Origin of the sequence: Romboutsia sp. CE17, from assembly GCF_012317385.1 — a bacterium.
Lineage (GTDB): Bacteria > Bacillota > Clostridia > Peptostreptococcales > Peptostreptococcaceae > Romboutsia_E.
Genome location: NZ_CP051144.1, coordinates 344,838 through 368,007 on the forward strand (window position 1 = coordinate 344,838; position 23,170 = coordinate 368,007).

Here is a 23,170-nt window from a genome sequence, read left to right on the forward strand (position 1 = left end):
CATAAAAATTCACTAGGAAAAGTTATTATACACCTAGTGAATTTTTATTTAATTTATTTTAAGAAATAATCTTTTCATCATCTGCTTTTTTACTTAAAATACTTTTTATATAATTTATATCATCTATAATATATCTATGCTTAACTTCTGTTCCATCAAACTTACATAGTTTAAATGCAATATCCATGCAATAGCCTAGTCCAAATGCACTTATAACAGTTCCAATTCCAACTGTACCACCTAAAAAATATCCAACAATAAGTGCCAGAACTTCCATTGTACCTCTTATAAGAGTCAATGATTTTCCAGTTTTTCTTTGAATAGCAACCATCATACCATCTCTAGGACCACTTCCAAATCCTGCACCTAAGTAAAATACACAACCAATTCCAAGTATAAACATACCTAGAATCATCATAATAATCCCCATAATAAAACTATTAGCAATAGGAACTAAATTATTTAACATAAGTACATCCATAAGTATACCAACAAGAACCATGTTTATAATAGTTCCCCACCCTACATTTTCACCAAGAACTATATTAGCAATAACGACTAAAGTTCCAATTAAAATACTAGCTTTACCCATAGTCATTCCTGTCATGTTATATATTCCTTCATGTAAAACATCCCAAGGCGATAAACCTAACTTAGCATTTATGGTCATAACTATGCCTAATGCACAAAGGCAAAATCCAAATATCATTTTTGAAAATTTAATTAATGTTAGTTTCAAAACATTCATCTCCCCCATATAAAACTCTTACATTTTAAAGAATAACATACCAAAGTGTATAATTTCTACTTATTATATAATAATATTGAAAATATAAAATTACTTATTTTTTATTATTTTTAATAGAATAAAATTATGATAGAAAATTAGAAGATTAAAAACTCTACGATTAGTTTATTGAAGAATTTTTGAAAATAATTTAAATTAGTATTAAGAGGTGAAGTCAACATGGATTGTAAGAAGATTGGGAAGCTGATACTTGAACTTAGAAAAGATAAAAATATGACTCAAAAGCAATTAGCTGATTTAATGAATATAAGTGATAAAACCATAAGTAAGTGGGAAAGAGGTTTAGGTTGTCCAGATATATCTTTATTGCCAGATTTAGCACAAATACTAGGCGTAAATGTAGATAAAATATTAGAAGGTGAAATTAATTCAAATGAATTAGCAGGAGGAAATATGAATAAAATAAAATTTTATGTTTGTCCACAATGTAATAATTTAGTAACTTCAACAGGAGAAATTGATATAAGTTGTTGTGGAAAAAAAATAGAAGCATTATCAGCTTCAAAGGCAGATGATAATCATAAACTTAATATAGAGCCAGTAGAAGATGAACTATATATAACTAGTAATCATGATATGAAAAAGGACCATTATATTTCCTTTGTAGCGTATGTAAAAGGTGATAGAGTTCTTATTGTAAAACAATATCCAGAGTGGAATTTGCAAGTTAGGTTTAGAAAACAAGGTCATGGTAAATTATATTTTTACTGTGTAAATCATGGTTTATATTATCAAATAATATAAGTTTATTAATATATGCTTAAGGCTTAAATACAATGTACTCTAAATTAAGGATTTTAATAGTCTATTTAGAGTACATTGTATTTTATCAGTAATAATTTAATATAAAGAAAATGTTTGCCAATTAAAAAATATTATGTATATAATATTGATTAAGAAAATGTGAACTTCTAAAGGGGGAAATATATATGATTACTGTATTAACATTTAATCCATCTATTGATAGGATGTATAAGGTAAGTAAGATAAATATAGGGGAAGTACAAAGAGTTATAGATACAAATTCAACAGCAGGGGGAAAGGGAATAAACGTAACAAAAGTATGTAAAATATTAGGTGAAGAACCATTAGCAATGGGATTTTTAGGTGGTTTTAATGGGGAATACATAAGAAATGAGCTTAATAGGTTAGAAATAAAAAGCAAATTTACATCTATAAAACAAGAGACAAGAAACTGCCTAAATATAATTGATGAAAATTCAAATAGCACAGAGTTCTTAGAGAAAGGACCAGTTATAGATGCAGAGGATTTAACAAATTTTGAAGCTGATTTAGAAAGTGTATTAGACAAAACTAAAATACTAGTTGCATCAGGTAGTTACTGCCAAAATATGCCTATTGATTATTATAAAATTATTGGTGAAATATGTGAAAAGCGTGATATAAAATTCATACTAGATACATCTGGAGATGGATTAAAAGTTGCATTAGAATCAAAACCATATTTGATAAAGCCAAATGCGGATGAAATTAAGCAATTATTAAATATAAATGTAGAATCTCAAGAAGAAATAATATCTGCAGGAAAAGAATTACTTAAAATGGGAGCAAAAAATGTATGCATATCTTTAGGTAAAAATGGGATGATTTATATAAATAACGATGGAGTGTATGAAGTAAAAGTTCCTAAAATAGATACAGTAAATAGCGTTGGAAGTGGAGATAGCACAATTGCAGGATTTAGTGTAGGAATATTAAGAGGGTACGATACTATAGAACTATTAAAATTAGCTAATGCATGTGGTATTAGTAATGCTCTTCATATAGAAACTGGATTTGTAAAATTAGATGAGGTTGAAAAATTATCAGAAAAAGTTCAAGTTAAGAAATTAGAATGTATTGCGAATTAATATAAATAAAAAGCCATCATAAGTAAGGTTTAAATAATAACTTATGATGGCTTTTTTAGAGAGTATTTTCAATGTGTCATTATATTTGTACAACCGTTGTAACTTTAAAAATAATAATTATAAAAATTTATGATAAAATAAAATTATTATTTTATGTTGACAATAACTGGAAAGTATTTTATATTGAAAATGTGGTAGTAACCACTTAGAGAGGACTAAAATTTTATGATAAATAGAAATGATAAGAGACCCATATACGATCAATTAGTAGAAATCTTAAGATCAAAGATTGAAAATGAGATGTATCCTAATGAAAAAATGCTATCAGAAAGAGGTATATGTGAACAATATGGAGTTAGTCGTACAACTGTTAGGCTTGCTATGGCAGAACTAGAACATATGGGATATATATACAAAAGACATGGAAAAGGAACTTTTGTAGCAGCGCTAAATAAAAATCCACAAAATCTTATGGATAGCTATAGTTTTACTGACCATATGAAAGAACAAGGCAAAAATCCAAGTACAAAAGTGTTATCTTTTGAAGTTTTAGAAAGCACAAATTATTTTGCAGAAAATTTAGGTATAACACCTGGTGAAAAAATGATAAAGATTACAAGACTAAGACTAGCAGATGAATTACCAATGATGTTAGAAAGAACATACTTGCCAATGAAGGAGTTTGCAGGACTAACAGAAGAGCTTGTTTCAAAAAAACCACTGTATGAAATATTTAGAGATAACTATAAAGAAGTAATAAAGGTAGCAGATGAGGAATTCTCAGCAGGTTTACTATCGGATAAAGAAGCAAAGTTATTAGGTGTTCCAGTAGATTCGGCTTGCTTAAAACTACTTAGAACCACTTATAATAAAGATAACAGAGTTATAGAATTTACTTTAAGTGTTGCTAGAAGTGATAAGTTTGTATATAAAATAAGGCATATTAGATAAGAATCTTTCAAAAGATTCTTTTATTTAAACTCAACTGGTTATAACCTTATTACCAATGTGATTAATAATAAAATTTAAATATAAAAGGGGAGAATAAAATGTTTAATTTTGAAGATCAAAGATTAAAAGAATTAGGGGCAATAATAACTACAAAAGAAATAAAGCAACAGCCTAAATTATGGGAAGAAACGTATGAAATATATAAAGAGCATAAAGATAGTATAAATAGATTTATAGAAAATATAGGTAAAAAGCATGGACAATTTAGAATAATATTTACAGGAGCAGGTACTTCAGCATATGTTGGAAATACAATACTTCCGTATATTAAGAAAAAATCAGATATAAGAAAACATATAATAGAATCAATAGCTACAACAAATTTAGTATCTAATCCATATGACTTCTTTGTGGAAGATGTACCAACATTATTAGTATCATTTGCAAGAAGTGGTAATAGTCCAGAAAGTATAGCTGCAGTAAACTTAGGAAGCCAAATAGTAAAAGATTTTTATCATTTAGCAATAACTTGTGCTCCAAAAGGAAAACTTGCACAAATGACTAAGAATGATGAACATAACTACTTACTATTAATGCCATCTGATTCAAATGATCAAGGTTTTGCCATGACAGGAAGTTTCTCATGTATGATGCTATCAGCAATGTTAATTTTCGATAATATAGATGAAGATGTAGAAAAATCATATATAGATGCAATAATAGAAATGGGTGAAAATGTTATAAATCGTGAAGATGAAATTGAAAAATTAATAGATACAGAATTTAATAGAGTTGTTTACTTAGGTTCAGGAAGCCTTTGTGGATTAACTCAAGAAGCTCAACTTAAGTTATTAGAGCTTACAGCAGGAAAGATAGCTACAGGTTATGATTCACCAATGGGATTTAGACATGGTCCAAAGTCTTTTGTAGATGAAAATACAATAGTATTTGTTTTCGTTTCTAATGATGAATACACAAGAAAATATGATTTAGATGTTTTAGAAGAAATAAATGAAGATAAAATAGCTAAGCTAACTTTAGGAATATGTGTTAATAAGGAGCAAAATTTCTCAGGGAATATATTTGATTTTGATGGAAAATATGCTAGTTTACCAGATTTATACTTAGCATTCCCATATATATTATTTGCTCAAACAGTTTCTCTACTAACTTCAGTTAAAGTTGGGAACACACCAGATACTCCATCTCCATCTGGAACTGTAAATAGAGTTGTAAAAGGCGTAACTATACATCCATATCAATAATACTAAAAAGCTTTATCTAAAAATATAAAATTAAACATTAGGGGGAGAATGAAATGGCATTAGTAACAACTACTGAATTACTTAAAAATGCTCAAGAGGGACATTACGCAATAGGAGCATTTAACGTAGAAAACATGGAAATGGTAATGGCAGTGATATCAGCTGCAGAAGAATTGCAAGCTCCAGTTATACTACAAACAACTCCATCAACTATTAAATATGCAGGATTAGATTATTACTTAGCAAATGCTAAGGTAGCTGCAGAAAGAGCATCTGTGCCAGTAGCTATGCATCTTGATCATGGTTCAAGCTTTGATTTAGCAATGAAAGCTTTAAGGGTAGGGTATACTTCAATAATGATTGATGGATCACATGAGAGTTATGAAGATAATATAGCCTTATCTAAAGCAGTAGTAGATGCATGTAGTCCATCTCAAATACCTGTTGAAGCAGAACTTGGTAAAGTTGGAGGGAAAGAAGATGACTTAGATGGAGGAGAAGGAAGTGCATATACAGATCCAATTGAGGCGAAGATATTTGTTGAAAGAACAGGTGTATCTTCTTTAGCAGTAGCTATAGGAACTGCTCATGGATTATACAAAGGGGAACCTAAGCTTGACTTAGAAAGACTATCAGAAATAAGAGAAGTTGTTTCAGTACCATTAGTGTTACATGGCGGTTCTGGAATTCCTGATGAAACAATAATAGAATCAATCAAAAGAGGTATATGTAAAGTAAATTATGCAACTGAGTTACGTATAGCTTATAGTGAAGGTGTTAAGAAAGTATTAAATGAAAATCCTGAAACTATAGATCCGAAAAAATATGGTGCTGAAGGATTGAAATGTGTAAAAGAATTTGTAAAAGATAAGATAATGGTATGTGGATGTAATCAAAAAGCGAGATAAACTGAAGCCATTTATAGAATAAAAGAAACTTACAAATCCATATATTGTAATAGTATTAAAATATAAAATGAGGATGATTATAAATAAAAAAGGGTGTAATAAATACACCCTTTTTTATTATCTTATAATTGTATATATCATATATGCTATATATACAGCTACGAATATAAATCCTTGCTTTTTAACAAGTGAATAATCTTTTTTCATGAATAAGTATAATAGAACTGTTATAGCTACCATAAAAATGACATCGATAAGAGCAAACATACTTATAGTTATAGGATATATAGTAGTAGCTAAACCTAAAACAAATAATATATTGAATATGTTAGAACCTATAACATTTCCAATTGCTATTTCAGTTTCTCCTTTTTTTATAGCAACAATAGATGTAACAAATTCAGGTAAAGATGTACCAACTGCTACTATAGTTAATCCAACTAAGTTAGCACTCATACCAAATGATGTAGCTATAGAAGTTGCTGAATTAACAACCATATCTCCACCAAGTACTATACCAACTATCCCAACTATACAAACTAATATAGTTTTTGGCATAGAGACTTCATCAGAAACCTCAATATCAGATGTTGCAGCAATTTCATCTGAATCGCTTTTATTACTAGATTTTTTAGCACTTTTAATAGTATCTATTAAGAAGTAAGTGAATAAAGCTAATAATATTACGCCTTCTATTCTACTAATTTTAAGATTTAATCCAAATAATAATAATAGAGTACTTACAATTATTAAGAAAGGAGCATCTTTCTTTATTGTATCTTTTTGAACTGGTAACTTAGCTATTATAGATGAAACGCCAAGAACCATAAGAATATTAAAGAAGTTTGATCCTACAACGTTAGCAACACTCATGTCGTTTTGACCTGCTAAAGAAGAAGTTATACTAACTGCGGCTTCTGGAGCAGATGTTCCCATAGCAACTATTGTAAGTCCTATAATCATAGATGGAACGTTGAATTTTCTAGCTATAGAAGCTGCACCTTCAACGAAAATATCAGCACCTTTTATAAGGAAAATGAATCCGATAATTAAAATTAAAAATGACATATAAATCCCTCCAAAGTATATTCAAAAAATAATTTCCTAATATAATAGAATACCATGTAAGATTTCTAATTACAATTAAAAATTAATATGATAAAATAATTATTAAAGAGGACACATGTCCTTTTTAAGTTTTGAAATAGATATTAATATAATAATAGAGCAATAATTTGTTCGATAGGAGAAAAAAGTTATGCGAAACGACTTGATTTATAATCGTATAAAAAACGAAAAAGCAAAGGAATTTATAAAAAAAATACCTAAAGAGATAAAATATAATTGTAAGCTAAGAAAAATTGAAAAAGACAAAATAATAGTATTAAAAGGAAATGATATACAAGATATATATATAAGTTGTGAAGGAAGTATGCAAGTACGAAATGAGTTTGATAATGGATTTATATATAGCTTTGCAACTGTAAATCCAATAGCTTATATAGGTGTAATGGAAGTTATGGCAAATAAGAAAAGCTATTCATCAACATTACAAGCAAGCACAGACTGTATAATTCTTGAAATTAAAAAAGATGATTTTATAAATTGGATTAATAAGGATCAAGAATTAACATTAGAAGTATTGCAGTTTGTTTCAAAAAGTATGTATGAACAATCTTTAAAAACTGGTGAAGTACTAGCATATCCGGCTATATGTATATTAATTAGTTACTTAATAAAAGTTTTTGAAAGCGAAGATGAAGATATTGTTTTACTTTCAAAGACAAGAGAAGAAATAGGATCAATACTAGGATTTTCGATAAGAACTATTAATAGAAATTTAAAATTATTAAAGGAAGAAAATTTAATCTCTGTAAGTCGAAAAGGTATAACTATAACTAAAGAACAATTTTATAAACTTATTGATAAGTTAGAAAAAGTTAAGTAATTACAAAAACAAGATCTGGGGGGAACAAAATGGAACAAGTATTAAATATTATAAAAAATGAAACTTTAACCTATAGTCAACAAGTACTACAGCTAGCAGGTCAAGCCGAAAGTACTTTAAATGTATTAAATATAGATGAAGAAACTAAGCCATTATTAGATTCAGGAATAATATGTACAATGTTTGAAGGAAATGCACCTTACAGACCAAGATATGTTATACCTAAGTATGAATTATTAATGGAAAAAGGATGTAAATTTTTAGATTTAGATGCACCAACTGATATTTGGGAAGCTACTAATAGCTTATTAATACTATATAAACATGTACCATCTATAACATCTTATCCAGTATATCTAGGGAATATAGATACTCTTTTAGAACCATTTGTAAAAGATGAGAAAGAAGCTTATAAAGCAATAAAGTTATTCTTAACTCATATAGATAGAACATTAACAGATTCATTTGTACATGCAAATATAGGTCCTATAGATACTAAAGCAGGAAGACTTATACTTAAGGCAATGCAAGAGTTAGAATGTGCAATGCCAAACTTAACAGTTAAATATGATAAAGATTTAACTTCAAAAGAGTTTATAGAATTATGTGCAAGTACAGCTTTAGTTACAGCAAAACCAAGCTTTGCAAATCATAAGATGGATATAGTAGATTTTGGAACTGATGAATACGCGATAGCAAGCTGTTATAATGGATTTATAAAAGGTGGGGGAGGATATACCCTAGTAAGATTAGTTTTAAATAGATTAGCAGAAACAGCAGAGTCTGTTGAAGATTTTGTTGAAAATAAATTACCATTTGCAGCAGAAAAAATGCTTGCATATATAGATGAAAGAGCAAGATTTTTATTAGAAGAAGCAGCTTTCTTTAAGTCAAGCTTCCTTGTTAAAGAAGGTTTTATAAAACAAGAATTATTTACAGGAATGTTTGGAATAGTAGGGCTTGCAGAGGCTGTTAATCATTTATTAGATGCTACTGAGCAAAAAGATAGATTTGGTTATTCAGATATTGCAAATGGTTTAGGTCTAAGAATAATAGAAAGACTTAATGAAATAGTAAGCTCACATAAATCTAAACATGTTCATTGTTTTAATGGTAGACATGTTATGCATTGTCAAGTTGGTATAGATTCTGATGTTGGAATATCTCCAGGATGTAGAATACCAGTAGGAGAAGAACCAGAATTATTTGAACATATAATACAATCTGCTCCATATCATAAATACTTCTTTAATGGTATAGGAGACATATTTGTGTTTGAAGATACTTATAAAGATAAACCAGAAGCTATAGTAAATATTATAGATGGAGCATTTAATACAGGTATAAGATATATATCTGCTTACTCAGGTGGATGTGATGTTGTTCGTGTTACTGGATACCTTGTTAAGAAGTCTGAAGTAGCTGAGTTAGAAAGTGGTAAGGCAGTTAAAAATAATGCTACAATATATGGTCTAAACGCGAAGAATGGAGCAAAAGCTTTTGATAGAAAGCTTAGAGATTAATTATGGCATTAGTAAATAAGATAATTCCATTTTCTTGTATAGATGGTCCAGGAAATAGAACAGCAATATTTTTTCAAGGATGTAATTTAAAATGCACTTACTGTCATAATCCAGAGACTATAAATAAATGCATTCACTGTGGAGAGTGTGTAAAAACATGTCCTGTTCAGGCTCTATCTATAGAAAATAATAGGGTACTATGGAATAAGGATAAATGTGTAGATTGTGATAATTGTAGAAAGACTTGTAAGAAACTATCAACTCCAAAAACTAAAGACTACTCTGTAGATGAGTTGTTTGAAGAAATAAAGAGGATAAAGCCATTTATTGAGGGAATTACCGTTAGTGGAGGAGAATGTACTCTTAATGATGAATTTTTAGTTAAACTATTTTCTAGAGTAAAAAAAGAGCTTGGTCTTACTTGTTATGTTGACACAAACGGAACTATAGATTTTACAGAAAAAGAAGAATTAGTAAATTTAACAGATAAATTTATGTTAGATGTAAAGTGTTTTGATGATGAAGAGCATATAAAAATAACAGGGTGTAGTAATGACGTTATATTAAAAAATCTAAACTATCTTTTAGATATGGATAAGATTTATGAAGTAAGAACTGTTGTAGCTAAAAATTTAAATAATGAATACACAATTAAGGAAGTAGCAAAAATTATTAATAAAAGATGTAAGTATAAACTTAATGCTTATAGAAAGTATGGAGTTAGAAAAGAAGGTTTAGAACTTCATGGGGAAGTTGGGCCTAGTGAAGATGATATGAAGATTTACTTAGAATATACAAAGATATAAACTGAAAAGCTATGAAGATTAGATGATTAGATCTATTCTTCATAGCTTTTTTTATATAAAGTTATATACATTGGTATTATACCAAGGTATATAATAGATTAAGAGTCAAAATTGGAGGATGATTTTATGTGGCTAAAAAAATATATTAAGAATTTATTATTAATAGCTTTAGGAAGTTGTATATTAGCTTTTGGAAGCTTTAATTTTAATTATCAAAATAATGTAACTGAGGGTGGTGTTTTAGGATTATTGCTTTTAATAAAAAATATATTTGATATTTCACCATCAATCACAGCACTTGTAATAGATTTATCTTTATTTGCTTTAGGTTCTAGGTTTTTTGGAAAGCAATTTTTAGGTCTCTCAATATTTGCTAGCTTATCTTTTTCAACATGGTATAAATTATGGGAAAGTATTGGTTTTGTAGTGCCTAACTTATCTAATAATATGTTATTAGCAAGTATACTTGCAGGTATGGGAGTAGGAATTGGAATCGGTATAATAGTAAGAGCTGGTGGAGCTGCAGGAGGAGATGATGTAATAGCTTTAGTAGGAGAAAAGTTGACATCTCTAAAAGTAAATCACGTATATATGATTACAGACTTTATAGTATTAATTTTATCATTATCTTACTTGAGTTTTAAGCAGATATTTTTCTCATTAATAGCAGTTACAATAAGTGGAAAAATAATAAGCATTATGTATGATAGTAATAAAATAAATAATGAGGACAAGGTTGTAGAAGAGCTTGCTATAACTAAGCAGTAGTAAATTTGATTAATGAAAGTATAAAATCAAAAAATAAGAACAATATAATATAGAATGTGAGTAATTAAAAGAGGTGATATAAGTGGCGAATAAACCAGTAGACCCAAATGCAAAAGCAGCTCTGAATCAAATGAAACTAGAAATAGCTAATGAATTAGGAATGGAAGCTAAAAATGAATATGGTGCTAATGAAACTTCATACCATAATGGAGAAATCGGAGGCCGTGTAGGTGGTCAGATGAGTAAAAAATTAGTTCAAATGGGAGAAGAGGCGTTACTTAGACAGTATAATAGTAAAAAATAATATAAGTATAAAAAAGGATTGTTTTAACAATCCTTTTTTTTATACTTATATTAAATATAGATAATAATGATTCAACAGGTTTTTAGTATTTTATTTAAAGTATTATTGAACTAAAAAATGCAAATAATAATTTATATATTATAAAAAATAGGAATAAATAAAACTTTTATATAAAGGAGAGCGCGGATATGGGAAAATTAGATGGAAAAGTTGCATTAGTTACTTCTGGAACAAGGGGTATCGGATTACAGTCAGTTAAAACATTAGCTGAAAATGGGGCTCTAGTTTATATAGGAGCAAGAAGATTAGATGCAGCTCAAGAAATTTGTGATAACCTTGATAGTTTAGGTTATAAAGCAAAGGCTGTATATTTTGATGCAACTAAAGAAGACACATATAAAACTATGGTTGAAGATGTTGTAAAAGATGCAGGAAAGATAGATATATTAGTAAATAATTATGGTTCAACAGATGCTAAAAAAGATGGAAATCTAGTTGATGGAGATCAAGAAACTTTTTTTAAAACTTTAGATTACAATATAAAAAGTGTATATATACCATGCAAAATAGCTATACCTTTTATGATTAAAAATGGAGGTGGAAGTATTGTAAATATATCATCTATAGGTTCTATACTTCCAGACTTATCTAGGATAGGATATTGTGTATCAAAGGCTGCAGTAAATTCACTTACAGAAAATATAGCAGTCCAGTATGCAAGAGATAATATAAGATGCAATGCTATTTTACCGGGACTTATAGCAACTGATGCAGCTTTAAAGAATATGTCACAAGAATTTATTGATATGTTTCTAAGACATGTACCTTTAAAAAGATTTGGACAGCCTAAAGATATAGCAGAAGCTGTATTATTTTTGGCAAGTGATGATTCATCATTTATAACTGGAGAAACACTATCAGTAGCAGGTGGTTATGGAGAGCCATCTCCTATGTATGGTGATGATGTTAAAAAGTAGGAGATTTAAGTAAGAAATTTGAAATGAGGTATCCCATGGAAAAATCTATTACAGTAACTTCTAATCGATTAAAACAATCAATTATAGTTAAAGACCTTTTAACTAGAAAGTTATCAGAAGCAGGCTATAATGTAAGTGATAAAATAGAAAATAATACAAAGCTACTAATATCAATCGGAGGAGATGGGTCTTTTTTACAAACTATACATAGATTCAGTTTTGTAGATATACCAGTAATGGCTATAAATACAGGGCATTTAGGTTTTTTTGCAGAGTTATCTCCTAGTCAAATTGATGATTTTATAAAGGCATATATAAATGAAGAGTATTTTATACAAAAGATATCACCTTTAGAGGCTAGTATACGAACTAAAGATCAATGTGTAAATATAACTGCTATAAATGAAATTGTTATAAAGAATGTAAAGTCTAGAACAGTGCATTTAGACTTGCAAGTAGATGGTATAAAAATAGAAAGTTTTAGTGGTGATGGAATGCTAATATCCACACCCATAGGATCTACAGCGTATAATTATTCAGCTGGTGGAAGTATAGTTGATCCAAACCTTAATTTATTACAACTTACACCAATTGCTCCAATGAATACTAATGCATATAGATCTTTTACTTCAAGTATAATATTACCAACTACATCAGTAATAGCTATTTCTCCAGAATATCACTTTGAAAACTCTATATTAATTGTTGTAGATGGAACTCAATATAAATTTACTCATATAGAAGAGATAAGAGTATTTAAATCGGATAAAAGAATTAATTTGCTTAGATTAAACGGATATGAATTTTGGACTAGAGTTGCAGAAAAATTTTTATAAAAACAACTAAATTTATAAAAAATGAAAATTTAAACTTTTTTCATAGTAAATTTACATTAAATTCATATACTGAATGTATTATATAGTTAAAGAAAGACATATCAAATAAGCATAATACCCTAATTTGATATAGATGTAATAGTAGTTCTCCCTCAAAATTTACTACTATGAATAACACTTAAGATTGCATAAAATATACTAATATTTTATGCAATTTTTTGTTGTAAAAAATGGCTAAATAAATTAGAGGATATAAGTAAAAATATTAGAAGAATTCTACTTTTTTAGATCTTGTAGATGTATTTTAAGATTGATTTAAGGTATAAATGCTATTATTACTTTATAAATTAAGTAGGAGGAGCTTTAATATGAATAAAAGATTTTTATCAATATTATATACACTTTCTTTATGTGTAGTTGTTACAGCATGTTCAGCAAAAACAAACACAGAAAACAATGTATCTGATAGTACAACTAACTCACAAACTGAGATTGCGGTTAAAGAAAGTGAATCTATAGGAGATATTGAAACATATATAAAATTATCTGATGATAATACAGTTGTAGAAGGATCTGGAGTAAATGTAGAAAATAATATAATTACTATTACAGATGCAGGCACATATAGTATAAGTGGAAAATTAAGTGACGGACAAATAATAGTAAATACAAATAAAGAAGAAAAGACTTATATACAGTTAAATGGAGTAGATATTACATGTTCAAATAGTGCACCTATTTACGTTCAAAGTTCAGAAAAAACAGTAATATCACTAGCTGAGAAGAGTAAAAACTATATAAAAGATGGATCAGAATATAAGTTTGAGGATGAAACTTCTGATGAGCCTAATGCAGCAATATTTAGTAAAGAAGATTTAACATTTATAGATAGTGGATCTCTAGAAGTTAGCGGAAATTATGATAGAGGTATAGTAAGTAAAGATGATCTAGTTATAGAAAATGGAAATATAAGTGTAACATCAGTAGGTGATGGTATAAGAGGAAAAGATTCAGTTGTAATGACTGGTGGTAATGTAACTATTAAATCTGGACAAGATGGAATTCAATCAAATAATACAGAAGATACATCTAAAGGATATGTTTTAATACAAGGTGGTAAACTTAATATAACTTCAGAGCAAGATGGAATTCAAGGCGAAAGTAAAGTTTTAATTAGTGGAGGCGATATAAATATATCTTCTGGTGGTGGTAGTGCAAATAGTAGTGCTGGTTCTGATTGGGGTAATTGGGGGATGCAACCAGGACAAAATCCAGGAGATCCTAATAACCAACCTCCTAATATGAATAATGAAACATCAACTACAGAAGATACAATTAGTGCTAAAGGGATTAAAGCCACAACTAATATAACAATTGATGGTGGTAGTATAAATATAGATTCTTCAGATGATGCTATACATTCAAATGAAAGTATAGCAATTAATGGTAGTGAAATAAGCATTTCTTCTGGAGATGATGGAATACATTCAGATGCTACATTAGATATAAATGGTGGTTCTATTGATATTTCAAAATCATACGAAGGTATTGAAAGTGAAGTTATAACAATTAATGATGGAGAGATATATGTAACTTCTAGTGATGATGGTATGAATGCAGCTGGAGGAAATGACGGTTCATCTACAAATGGTCGTCCAGGACAAAATAATTTTCAATCATCAGGAAATGGTGCTATAAATTTAAAGGGTGGATATATAGTAGTAGATTCAAATGGTGACGGAATAGATGCAAATGGATCAATAACAATGACTGATGGAGTTGTTATAGTAAATGGACCAACAAATGGAGGAAATGGTTCATTAGATTATGATGGTACTTTTGATATAAGTGGAGGAACATTAATAGCAGCTGGTAGCCTAGGAATGGTTCAAACTCCAAGTGAATCATCAAGTCAAAATACTTTAAACATAAGTCTATCACAACAAGAAGCTAATTCTTTAGTACATGTAGAAGATGAAGATGGAAATAATATATTAACATTTGCTCCATCAAAAACATATCAATCAGTTGTAGTAAGTTCACCTAATATAAAATCTAATTCAAAATATAAGGTTTATACAGGAGGAAGTTCAACAGGTACTGAAAAAGATGGATTATACTCAGATGGAACATATAAAAGTGGAACGGAAATTGGAAATGCAACTGTATCAAGTAAGATAACTAGTATTAATCAATCTGGAGTTAGCTCATCAGGAAATATGAATAGACCTGGTGGAGTTGAAAATCAAGGTGGTATGCCTGGAGAAAGACCTATAAACTAATATTATAAAAAGATCATATAAAAATAAAACTTTGAGTGTAATAAAATATCAACAAAAAATACCTATGCTGATTTAATTATAAATTTAAATCAACATAGGTATTTTGATAATACTATTTATAAAAATGACTATCTCTAAGTATTTGTGCATTTTTACGATTAATTAAGAATTTCTTCAATTCAGTTAGACATAAAAATAAAATAGCTCTATTTTCAAATTCAACTCTATCTACTGGAAGAGGTTGATTCTTCATAGTACTCATTAATCTACTCAACTCATCTAATAAAAGATTTACAGATTCTTTTTCAAATGAAGTATAACCTATTTTATGTATAAAGGCAGATATAATATGAGCCTGTGGTGGAGTAGTATTAAGTTGAGAAACATAGCTATACAAGTTTTCTAAAATATCTCTTTGGCTTTTTATAATTTCCATATGATCTAAGAAAAATTTAGTATCACTTAATAAGTGGTTATTCATATTTTCATAAGCTGCAGATATACTATTATTTATAAGTGTATTTAGAGTATTTAAATCTTTATTGTACTTACTTTCAACTTGAGGATTAACAATAATATCTGCAATATCTATAAGAACAGCACTTACTTCTTCTTGCATTTTCTTTTGAGTCTCATATATCTTATATTTATTAGATGGTATATATAGGTTTATTAAAACACCTATACCAGCACCTATTATAAATAAACCAGCTTCATTCAAAAACCAATGAAGCGATACTTCACCTTGTAAGAAGTAATGAGAGGCTATAACTACACACATTGCAATTACATCTTGAATATTAAATATAAAACAAAGTGTTATAACTATAAAAATGTAAATTGAGAAAGAATATAAATGATACCCAATAATATTAAAACATAAATATGAAAATATCGTGCAGATAATAAAACCATAAATTTTCCCTAAAGTACCTTTTAAAGTTTCTTTTTTAGTATTTTTTACTGTAAGTAGGGTTATAACTCCTGCTACAGTAGAATATTCTAATTTCAATAACCAAGCAATAAAAATAGCAAGGGAACTTCCAAGTGATAATTTTACTATCTTAAGTGCATTAGTTTTATTCAAATATAAAACCCCCTATATATATTAATTTGACAGATAAAATTTTAGCATAAATTTATATATTTTAAAACTTAATAGGAAGCTCAATAAAAAAAGTTGTATCTTTATTTAATGTACTTTGAGCATATATTTTGCCTTTATGTTGTTCAACTATAGATTTAGCAATAGATAGACCTAATCCATATCCACCAGTATCTCTTACCCTAGAGGTATCAACTCTATAAAATCTCTCAAAAATCTTTTCTAGATGTTCAGAAGGAATACCTAAACCTGTATTTTTTATAGACAGTCTTAAGGTATTTTTTTCTGAGTATAGGTTTATATGGATTTCACCATTATTAGATGTATGTTTTATAGCATTGTCCATTATAATACTAAATAATTTTTTTATACTTTCTTTATCCCCATTTATAAAAATATCTTTACTTATATTAGTATTTAGAGTTATATTATTTTCAAAAATAATAGCATCAAATTGAAGTATCATACTTTCAATTATTTTACTAATATTTATTTTAGTGAAGACAAGATTATTATTTTCACTATCTAATTTTGCTAAAGAAAGCATCTCAGTAACTAATTCAGACATTCTATCAGTCTGTAAATTTATATAATTAATCCATTTGCTTTGGTTTTTTATTGTATCATCAGGATTACTTAGGATCAAGGATGTATTTGTTTTTATTATGGTTAAAGGAGTTTTTAACTCATGTGAAGCATCTGCAATAAATTGCTTTTGTTTTTCAAAAACTAGTTTTATTGGTTTAATACTTTTATTGGTTAAATAAATACTTATAATCAAAAGTACAATCAAACTTATAGTTCCTACAAAAAGAAATATCTTTAATAAGGAAGATTTAAGGTTTTCTTGATAAGACACGTTTAAAAGTACTATTTTAGAAAAAGGTGAATCAGATTTTTTTAAAAATATATACGGTTCATCATTAATAATTATTTTATCAGAATTATTCTTTTCTTTTAGTATATTGCTTACAATATCTTGTAAGTAATCATAATCAATACTTAAATTAAATGAAATAAAGCTTTTTGTTATTAATCCGTTATCATCTACATCTACTATAATATTACTATAATTAGGCTTAGGTTTATGATTAGTAACCATTAGAGAGTGAAGAGTTTCGTTAATGTCTCTATTAAGGCTACTATTAGTCATAAAGTATATAGTTCCAAAAATACTAATAAAAACTGTAGTTAAGAGGCTCATATTTATTAAGATAAACTTGAGCTTTAATTTGTCGAACATATTTACTCCTCCAGTTTATATCCAACTCTTCTTATGGTAGATATTTTTACGTTGGAATTTATATGAGTTAATTTTTTTCTTAAAAAAGAAATATACACTTCTATATTATTGTGGTCAATATCTGAATCAAATCCCCATAGCTTTGTTATTAAATCATCTTTACTTACTATGATTTTAGGTCTTTGCATAAAATAATTTAAGATTTCAAATTCTTTTAGTGTAAGTGTTATAGAGTTGTTATTACATTCTAAATCATAGTTTAATAAATTAAGTTTAATATCTCCAAATTCTAATATATTATCATTTATAATTTCACCTTTTCTTCTGGTTAGAGCTCTTAATCTAGCCAATAATTCTTCAGGAGAGAAGGGTTTTGGCAAATAGTCATCTGCACCTAAATCAAGTCCTGTAACTTTATCTTCTATACTATCTTTAGCTGTTAATAATATAATTGGAGTAGAGATACCTTTTTTTCTTAATATCTTAAGAATTTGAAGGCCGTTCAGCTTAGGAAGCATTATATCTAAAATAATTACATCATATAAGCCTGTTAATCCATAATTTAATCCATCATCACCATCATGCACAGCATCAACTGAGTACTTATTTTTCATAAGAATTTGAGTTAATGCTTCAGATAATTGTACTTCATCTTCTACTAGAAGTAGTTTCATATAATCCCTCCTTAAAATAATTATCACTAATTTTAAAATATAATCAAATTTAATATATTAATTATAAAGTGTAAAGATTTTATAAAAAATATTCAATACTTATATTTTATAAGTACAGGGAAAGGCTGAAGTATAAACTTATATAAAGTTTACAATTCAGCCTTAAGTTTATTCATCTTAGTTATATACTTTCTCTTCAAATCCAGAAAGTGTAAGTGTTATGTTTAGATTACCATTTTTACATCTTAAATCATCTATAAATTGTTTTTGATTAGATTCTGGTTTCATTTGAATTATATATGATAGCTCAAATAAAGCTCCAAAGTCTCTTGTTTTAACTTTTTCAATATTCCATGAATCTGTATATCTTGATAAGATATCTTCAAATACACCTTCATAATTTAAATCTTCTGGAATTGTTATTTTAAGTTGCATTGTTTTATTTTTAGGCATTGCATATTTTGTAATATCTAATATAATCATTACTGCACATAATATTGTAGTAAATATAAATGCATAGCCGATATATCCCATTCCACAAGTAAGACCAACTGCTAGTGTAAAGAATATATAAGAAATATCTTTTGGGTCTCCAGGAGCACTTCTAAAACGTATTATTGAGAATGCACCAGCCAAACTAAATGCTCTAGCAACATTATTACCTACTAAAAGAATAATAATAGAAATTATAACAGGTAACATTATTAAAGTTGTACTAAAACCAGAATTATAACCAGATTTTTTGTTTGTTTTCATATAAACGAGACTAATAACTAGTCCTAGGAGAATTGATGATACTATTACTAATAGGGCGTTAGTAAGTGTAAAAGATTCTCCTGTAGTTGATGAAATTATTGTTTCTAACATACTTTTTCTCCTCTTAAATTAATATTTTGTTTATTTAAGCAATGTGACATAAACTCATTGCCATATTTTGAAAAATGAGTATTATATATTTCTAATTCAGAAAGAATTTTTGTAAACCAAACTGGAATAGCACCGAGTATTTTTACTTCCATAAGATATTTATTCTCTCCTAATATATCTTCGCCAAATATGCCAGATTCTAAGTTTAAATCATTTCTTCTTGATATAATATTAGAGTCGAAAGTTAATCTAAAATTATTATCATCTTTTCCGAAATAAGCTTTCCTAGTGTATCCGATATAAACTGCAGGATAAACTTTATTATTATCTAAATAGTATTGTATTTCATTAAGTACTTGATTATTTATGTAATCATTAGATAAAGGTCTTATGCCTAAGTTTAAAAAATCATAAGCTTCTTTTAAAGTAAGTGATACTCTTCTTTTATTTACGATTCCATTGATTTTTTTCTTAAGTTCTAAAAATACAATATCTTCAGAATTGCTTGGAATCTTATAACTTCTAAGTCTAAGTTTTTCCTTATAAAAAGGTTTAGATATAGAATGTCTAATAACATCACTATTTTTTGTATCGTAGTATATATTATATATATTATAAGTATTTCCAGATTTACAGTATTTGTCTGGATTCATATACTCAAGTAATTTTGGAATTAACGCTTCATATTGTTTTTGAGAGAGTATATATTTTTTTTCATAGCGCTTAAATGATTTAATTGCCATTATTTATCAACTCCTTATTTTCAATTTCTATTTATATAGTAAGCTTTTAACCTTAAACAAAACTTAAGACAATATGTATTTTAGGTGAAATTCAAAGTAAGAATGGATAAATATAAGAAAAGTAATTTAAACAAAAAAATGAATGTATTATTATACATCCATTTTATTTAAATTACTTTTTTTAATTCATTTAAAGTATTAAATTGAATTAAATTTTTCATTTTAGCTCTATCTTTTAAAAAGTTATTTGATACTTCATACGACACAGATGTATCACCGTATATTCTCCAAAATCGAGTATCTGATAATTTATGTTTGCCATATCCCATAAAACCAAGTACATCTTTAAGAGGGTATCCTAAAAATATACCTATTTCATTTGGAAATTCAGGAGAATGTAATTTTTCAATTAATAAATTTATATAGCAATCTAAGTTATACTGAGAAGGATACCCTAGAAACTTTAAAAAATTAATACTTTTTTTATTATCTAAAGTACGTTTTAGAGAATCTTTATTAATAAAAAAGACTCTAATACCACCATCATAGGTATTAATAATTTCATAGCTTATTTTAGAACAATCATTAAAAAAAGAATTTATTTCATTTAATTTAATTTCTTTATCATATTTATTACCAGATATATTTAATATTTCAGAAGGCTTAGAGCCTAATATAACAGGACCTAGCATTTCTAAAATTTTTTTTAAATAAGATGAACTTGATTTATTATCACAACAATTCATTTTGCATATAGAACTCATAATATACCTCCTAATTGATATTAATTATCATAAAAATATTTTAACATTAATGAAAATCATTATCAATAATAAAAATAAAAATATGTGTATCTTATAATTTTTTTTGAATAAAAGATAATAAATTTTATAGATTTATATATAAAAAGAGAGGGTAATTATTACAAAATGTGACAATTAACCCCTTTTTTTATGGAATAAAAATAAAATTTGAAAATATAAAAATAACTTGCCTATACACTATATATAGTATAGAATAAGTAAGTGGTTACTATATATAGTACGATAGAAGGGTATATAGTTATAAAAGTCAATACTTGAAATAATAAATTTTGTATATTTTGTTCAAAACATAAAAAGTTTAAAGATTACATAATTGGTGAAAAGGAGAATGCTATGATAAAAGAATTAATGATAATAAAAAGAGATGGAAGTAGCGTTGGATTTGATAAATTTAAAATAAAAAATGCAATATTAAAATCTATGAAATATGGTAGTGGAATTTATAGAGAAGATATAGCTAATAAAATTGCGACGGAAATAGAGATGCATTGTTATGAAAATAGTATGTCACCAACAGTACATCAAGTAGAGGATATGGTTTATAGAATGTTAATAGAAAATAAACAAGAATTAACAGCAAAGGCTTATGAAGGATATAGAGCAGTTCAATCCTTTAAAAGAGAAAAAAATACTACAGATGATAGTATATTAAGTTTATTAGATAGAAGTAATGAAGAAGTAATGAATGAAAATTCTAATAAAAATGGAATGTTAGCATCTACTCAAAGAGACTTAGTGGCAGGAGAAGTATCAAAAGATATAGCGAGAAGAAAGTTAATACCTGCTCATATAGTTCAAGCTCATGATGAAGGTGTTCTTCATTTCCATGATATGGATTATACTATACAACCTATTCATAACTGTATGTTAATAAATTTAGAAGATATGCTTACTAATGGAACAGTTATAAATAATAAGCTAGTTGAATCGCCTAAATCATTTTCAACGGCTTGTACAATTGTAACTCAAATTATAGCTCAAATAGCAAGTGGGCAGTATGGAGGAAATTCAATAACAATAAAACATATAGCTCCTTTTTTAAGAGTTTCATATGATAAATATTTTAATAGATATAAAGAAAAGTATTCTGAAGAAATGGCTCATGAATTAGCTGAAGAGAGAATGTTAGAAGAGTTAAAATCAGGTATACAAACTATCAGATATCAATTATCTACACTTCATACAAGTAATGGACAGTCTCCATTCTCAACAATATACCTTGAAATTGAAGAAGGTCATGAGTATGAAAGAGAAATGGCATTAATTTGTGAGGAGATGATACTTCAAAGATTAGAAGGTATGAAAAACTATAAGGGCAATGAAATTGGAGAAGAGTTCCCTAAATTAGTTTATCTGTTAGATGAACATAACTGTTTAGAAGGCGGAAAATACGATTATATAACAAAGCTAGCTGCTAAATGTAATACTAAGAGATTAGTTCCAGATTATCAAAGTGCTAAAATAATGAGAAAAAATTATGATGGTGAAACATTCCCTCCAATGGGATGTAGATCTCATCTTAGTAACTGGAAAGATGAAAATGGAAATTATAAATGGTATGGAAGATTTAACCAAGGCGTAATTTCACTTAATCTAGTTCAAGTCGCATTAACAGCAAATAAAAATATGGAAAAGTTTTGGCAAATATTAGATGAAAGGCTAGATCTATGTAGGGAAGCTTTAATGGTTAGACATAATTTATTATTAGGAACAACATCCGATATATCACCAATACACTGGCAACATGGTGGGATTGCTAGACTAAAAAAAGGTGAAAAAATAGATAAGCTTTTAAAAAATGGATATTCAACACTTTCATTAGGATATGTTGGAGTATATGAAATGACTCAGGCTATGCTAGGAGTATCTCATACAACAAAAGAAGGGGAAGAATTTGCTTTAAAAGTTATGCACCACTTAAATGAGACTTGCAAGAGGTGGAAAAATGAAACTGGTTTAGGATTTGGATTATATGGAACTCCAGGAGAAAGTTTAACTTCAAGATTCTGCAGAATTGATAAGCAGAAATTTGGTGAAATAAAAAATGTAACAGATAGAATGTATTATACAAATTCATATCATGTGCATGTAACTGAAGAAATAGATGCTTTCTCTAAGTTAAAATTTGAAAGTCAATTCCACGATATAAGCTCAGGTGGATGTATAAGTTATATTGAAGTTCCTGATATGAGTAAGAATTTACCTGCAGTAGAACAGATAATAAATTATATATATCACAATATACAATATGCAGAAATAAATACAAAGCCGGATGTATGTTTCAAATGTGATTATACTGGAGAAATTAAATTAGATAATGATTTAGAATGGTATTGCCCAAACTGTGGAAATAGAGACAAAGATGAGATGCAAGTTATGAGAAGAACTTGTGGATATATAGGTTCAAATATGTGGGGTAAAGGGCGTACTCAAGAAATAGGACAAAGAGTATTACATCTATAAGATT

Annotated in this window: 22 protein-coding genes; 14 read left to right on the forward strand and 8 right to left on the reverse strand. The window is 27.7% G+C overall.

The features are described 5' to 3' along the window. Positions 1-58: 58 nt before the first annotated feature. Positions 59-748 carry a YczE/YyaS/YitT family protein gene (locus HF520_RS01720; RefSeq protein ID WP_168572387.1) on the reverse strand — a complete coding sequence of 230 codons (690 nt, stop codon included), beginning with the start codon at positions 746-748 and terminating at the stop codon, positions 59-61. A 219-nt stretch (positions 749-967) separates the two neighbouring features. On the opposite strand from HF520_RS01720, the gene HF520_RS01725 reads away from it, so the two are divergent. The 5 genes from HF520_RS01725 to gatY all read left to right on the forward strand — a co-directional run bounded on the left by HF520_RS01725 (position 968) and on the right by gatY (position 5,803). After that, entirely contained in the window at positions 968-1,552 is a 585-nt protein-coding gene (locus HF520_RS01725) for a helix-turn-helix domain-containing protein (RefSeq protein ID WP_168572388.1), read from the forward strand. A gap of 185 nt (positions 1,553-1,737) precedes the next feature. Further along, positions 1,738-2,679, forward strand: a complete 942-nt coding sequence (gene pfkB / locus HF520_RS01730) for a 1-phosphofructokinase (protein WP_168572389.1) — start codon at positions 1,738-1,740, stop codon at positions 2,677-2,679. Positions 2,680-2,904: 225 nt separating this feature from the next. Further along, a complete protein-coding gene (locus HF520_RS01735; RefSeq protein WP_168572390.1) occupies positions 2,905-3,630 on the forward strand; it encodes a GntR family transcriptional regulator in 726 nt (241 codons plus the stop codon). Positions 3,631-3,728: 98 nt separating this feature from the next. Further along, complete coding sequence (gene agaS / locus HF520_RS01740) at positions 3,729-4,895, forward strand: SIS domain-containing protein (RefSeq protein WP_168572391.1); 1,167 nt, start codon at positions 3,729-3,731, stop codon at positions 4,893-4,895. A gap of 53 nt (positions 4,896-4,948) precedes the next feature. After that, the gene (gene gatY, locus HF520_RS01745) at positions 4,949-5,803 is read left to right on the forward strand and encodes a tagatose-bisphosphate aldolase subunit GatY (protein ID WP_168572392.1); all 855 of its coding nucleotides are present in this window, start codon (positions 4,949-4,951) and stop codon (positions 5,801-5,803) included. Positions 5,804-5,920: 117 nt separating this feature from the next. On the opposite strand, the gene HF520_RS01750 is transcribed toward gatY, so the two are convergent. After that, the gene (locus HF520_RS01750; protein ID WP_168572393.1) at positions 5,921-6,871 is read right to left on the reverse strand and encodes a calcium/sodium antiporter; all 951 of its coding nucleotides are present in this window, start codon (positions 6,869-6,871) and stop codon (positions 5,921-5,923) included. Positions 6,872-7,061: 190 nt separating this feature from the next. Here HF520_RS01750 and HF520_RS01755 point away from each other — a divergent pair, with 190 nt between their 5' ends. The 8 genes from HF520_RS01755 to HF520_RS01790 all read left to right on the forward strand — a co-directional run bounded on the left by HF520_RS01755 (position 7,062) and on the right by HF520_RS01790 (position 15,247). Then, positions 7,062-7,751, forward strand: a complete 690-nt coding sequence (locus HF520_RS01755) for a Crp/Fnr family transcriptional regulator (protein ID WP_168572394.1) — start codon at positions 7,062-7,064, stop codon at positions 7,749-7,751. 29 nt (positions 7,752-7,780) lie between these two features. After that, positions 7,781-9,274: a YjjI family glycine radical enzyme gene (locus HF520_RS01760; RefSeq protein ID WP_168572395.1), complete on the forward strand. Its 1,494-nt coding sequence runs from the start codon at positions 7,781-7,783 to the stop codon at positions 9,272-9,274. A 2-nt stretch (positions 9,275-9,276) separates the two neighbouring features. Then, on the forward strand, positions 9,277-10,080 hold the full coding sequence (locus HF520_RS01765) for a YjjW family glycine radical enzyme activase (protein WP_168572396.1): 804 nt from the start codon (positions 9,277-9,279) through the stop codon (positions 10,078-10,080). A gap of 126 nt (positions 10,081-10,206) precedes the next feature. Next, positions 10,207-10,848 carry a YitT family protein gene (locus tag HF520_RS01770; RefSeq protein WP_168572397.1) on the forward strand — a complete coding sequence of 214 codons (642 nt, stop codon included), beginning with the start codon at positions 10,207-10,209 and terminating at the stop codon, positions 10,846-10,848. An 82-nt stretch (positions 10,849-10,930) separates the two neighbouring features. Next, entirely contained in the window at positions 10,931-11,152 is a 222-nt protein-coding gene (locus HF520_RS01775) for an alpha/beta-type small acid-soluble spore protein (RefSeq protein ID WP_243155175.1), read from the forward strand. A 188-nt stretch (positions 11,153-11,340) separates the two neighbouring features. Then, complete coding sequence (gene hdhA, locus HF520_RS01780) at positions 11,341-12,129, forward strand: 7alpha-hydroxysteroid dehydrogenase (protein WP_168572398.1); 789 nt, start codon at positions 11,341-11,343, stop codon at positions 12,127-12,129. Positions 12,130-12,164: 35 nt separating this feature from the next. Then, positions 12,165-12,965, forward strand: a complete 801-nt coding sequence (locus tag HF520_RS01785; protein ID WP_168572399.1) for an NAD(+)/NADH kinase — start codon at positions 12,165-12,167, stop codon at positions 12,963-12,965. Between the two features lie 368 nt (positions 12,966-13,333). Continuing rightward, the gene (locus HF520_RS01790) at positions 13,334-15,247 is read left to right on the forward strand and encodes a carbohydrate-binding domain-containing protein (protein WP_168572400.1); all 1,914 of its coding nucleotides are present in this window, start codon (positions 13,334-13,336) and stop codon (positions 15,245-15,247) included. 112 nt (positions 15,248-15,359) lie between these two features. Here HF520_RS01790 and HF520_RS01795 read toward each other — a convergent pair whose 3' ends face one another. The 6 genes from HF520_RS01795 to HF520_RS01820 form a co-directional block, all read right to left on the reverse strand. Continuing rightward, a complete protein-coding gene (locus HF520_RS01795; protein WP_168572401.1) occupies positions 15,360-16,334 on the reverse strand; it encodes an aromatic acid exporter family protein in 975 nt (324 codons plus the stop codon). A gap of 61 nt (positions 16,335-16,395) precedes the next feature. Further along, a complete protein-coding gene (locus HF520_RS01800; protein ID WP_168572402.1) occupies positions 16,396-17,595 on the reverse strand; it encodes a sensor histidine kinase in 1,200 nt (399 codons plus the stop codon). A 2-nt stretch (positions 17,596-17,597) separates the two neighbouring features. Further along, entirely contained in the window at positions 17,598-18,269 is a 672-nt protein-coding gene (locus HF520_RS01805; protein WP_168572403.1) for a response regulator transcription factor, read from the reverse strand. A gap of 177 nt (positions 18,270-18,446) precedes the next feature. Continuing rightward, the gene (locus HF520_RS01810) at positions 18,447-19,136 is read right to left on the reverse strand and encodes a DUF4956 domain-containing protein (protein ID WP_168572404.1); all 690 of its coding nucleotides are present in this window, start codon (positions 19,134-19,136) and stop codon (positions 18,447-18,449) included. Beyond that, on the reverse strand, positions 19,130-19,879 hold the full coding sequence (locus HF520_RS01815; protein WP_168572405.1) for a polyphosphate polymerase domain-containing protein: 750 nt from the start codon (positions 19,877-19,879) through the stop codon (positions 19,130-19,132). The genes HF520_RS01810 and HF520_RS01815 overlap by 7 nt, the downstream gene beginning before the upstream one ends. A gap of 167 nt (positions 19,880-20,046) precedes the next feature. Next, a complete protein-coding gene (locus HF520_RS01820) occupies positions 20,047-20,643 on the reverse strand; it encodes a DUF3793 family protein (protein ID WP_168572406.1) in 597 nt (198 codons plus the stop codon). 393 nt (positions 20,644-21,036) lie between these two features. Here HF520_RS01820 and nrdD point away from each other — a divergent pair, with 393 nt between their 5' ends. After that, complete coding sequence (gene nrdD / locus HF520_RS01825) at positions 21,037-23,166, forward strand: anaerobic ribonucleoside-triphosphate reductase (protein ID WP_168572407.1); 2,130 nt, start codon at positions 21,037-21,039, stop codon at positions 23,164-23,166. Positions 23,167-23,170 lie beyond the last annotated feature (4 nt).

Bases quoted from the DNA above. Each gene is read 5' to 3' on its own strand.
- HF520_RS01720 (WP_168572387.1), bottom strand. From the start codon at position 748: ATGAATGTTTTGAAACTAACATTAATTAAATTTTCAAAAATGATATTT.
- HF520_RS01725 (WP_168572388.1), top strand. From the start codon at position 968: ATGGATTGTAAGAAGATTGGGAAGCTGATACTTGAACTTAGAAAAGAT.
- pfkB (WP_168572389.1), top strand. From the start codon at position 1,738: ATGATTACTGTATTAACATTTAATCCATCTATTGATAGGATGTATAAG.
- HF520_RS01735 (WP_168572390.1), top strand. From the start codon at position 2,905: ATGATAAATAGAAATGATAAGAGACCCATATACGATCAATTAGTAGAA.
- agaS (WP_168572391.1), top strand. From the start codon at position 3,729: ATGTTTAATTTTGAAGATCAAAGATTAAAAGAATTAGGGGCAATAATA.
- gatY (WP_168572392.1), top strand. From the start codon at position 4,949: ATGGCATTAGTAACAACTACTGAATTACTTAAAAATGCTCAAGAGGGA.
- HF520_RS01750 (WP_168572393.1), bottom strand. From the start codon at position 6,871: ATGTCATTTTTAATTTTAATTATCGGATTCATTTTCCTTATAAAAGGT.
- HF520_RS01755 (WP_168572394.1), top strand. From the start codon at position 7,062: ATGCGAAACGACTTGATTTATAATCGTATAAAAAACGAAAAAGCAAAG.
- HF520_RS01760 (WP_168572395.1), top strand. From the start codon at position 7,781: ATGGAACAAGTATTAAATATTATAAAAAATGAAACTTTAACCTATAGT.
- HF520_RS01765 (WP_168572396.1), top strand. From the start codon at position 9,277: ATGGCATTAGTAAATAAGATAATTCCATTTTCTTGTATAGATGGTCCA.
- HF520_RS01770 (WP_168572397.1), top strand. From the start codon at position 10,207: ATGTGGCTAAAAAAATATATTAAGAATTTATTATTAATAGCTTTAGGA.
- hdhA (WP_168572398.1), top strand. From the start codon at position 11,341: ATGGGAAAATTAGATGGAAAAGTTGCATTAGTTACTTCTGGAACAAGG.
- HF520_RS01785 (WP_168572399.1), top strand. From the start codon at position 12,165: ATGGAAAAATCTATTACAGTAACTTCTAATCGATTAAAACAATCAATT.
- HF520_RS01790 (WP_168572400.1), top strand. From the start codon at position 13,334: ATGAATAAAAGATTTTTATCAATATTATATACACTTTCTTTATGTGTA.
- HF520_RS01800 (WP_168572402.1), bottom strand. From the start codon at position 17,595: ATGTTCGACAAATTAAAGCTCAAGTTTATCTTAATAAATATGAGCCTC.
- HF520_RS01805 (WP_168572403.1), bottom strand. From the start codon at position 18,269: ATGAAACTACTTCTAGTAGAAGATGAAGTACAATTATCTGAAGCATTA.
- HF520_RS01810 (WP_168572404.1), bottom strand. From the start codon at position 19,136: ATGTTAGAAACAATAATTTCATCAACTACAGGAGAATCTTTTACACTT.
- HF520_RS01815 (WP_168572405.1), bottom strand. From the start codon at position 19,879: ATGGCAATTAAATCATTTAAGCGCTATGAAAAAAAATATATACTCTCT.
- HF520_RS01820 (WP_168572406.1), bottom strand. From the start codon at position 20,643: ATGAGTTCTATATGCAAAATGAATTGTTGTGATAATAAATCAAGTTCA.
- nrdD (WP_168572407.1), top strand. From the start codon at position 21,037: ATGATAAAAGAATTAATGATAATAAAAAGAGATGGAAGTAGCGTTGGA.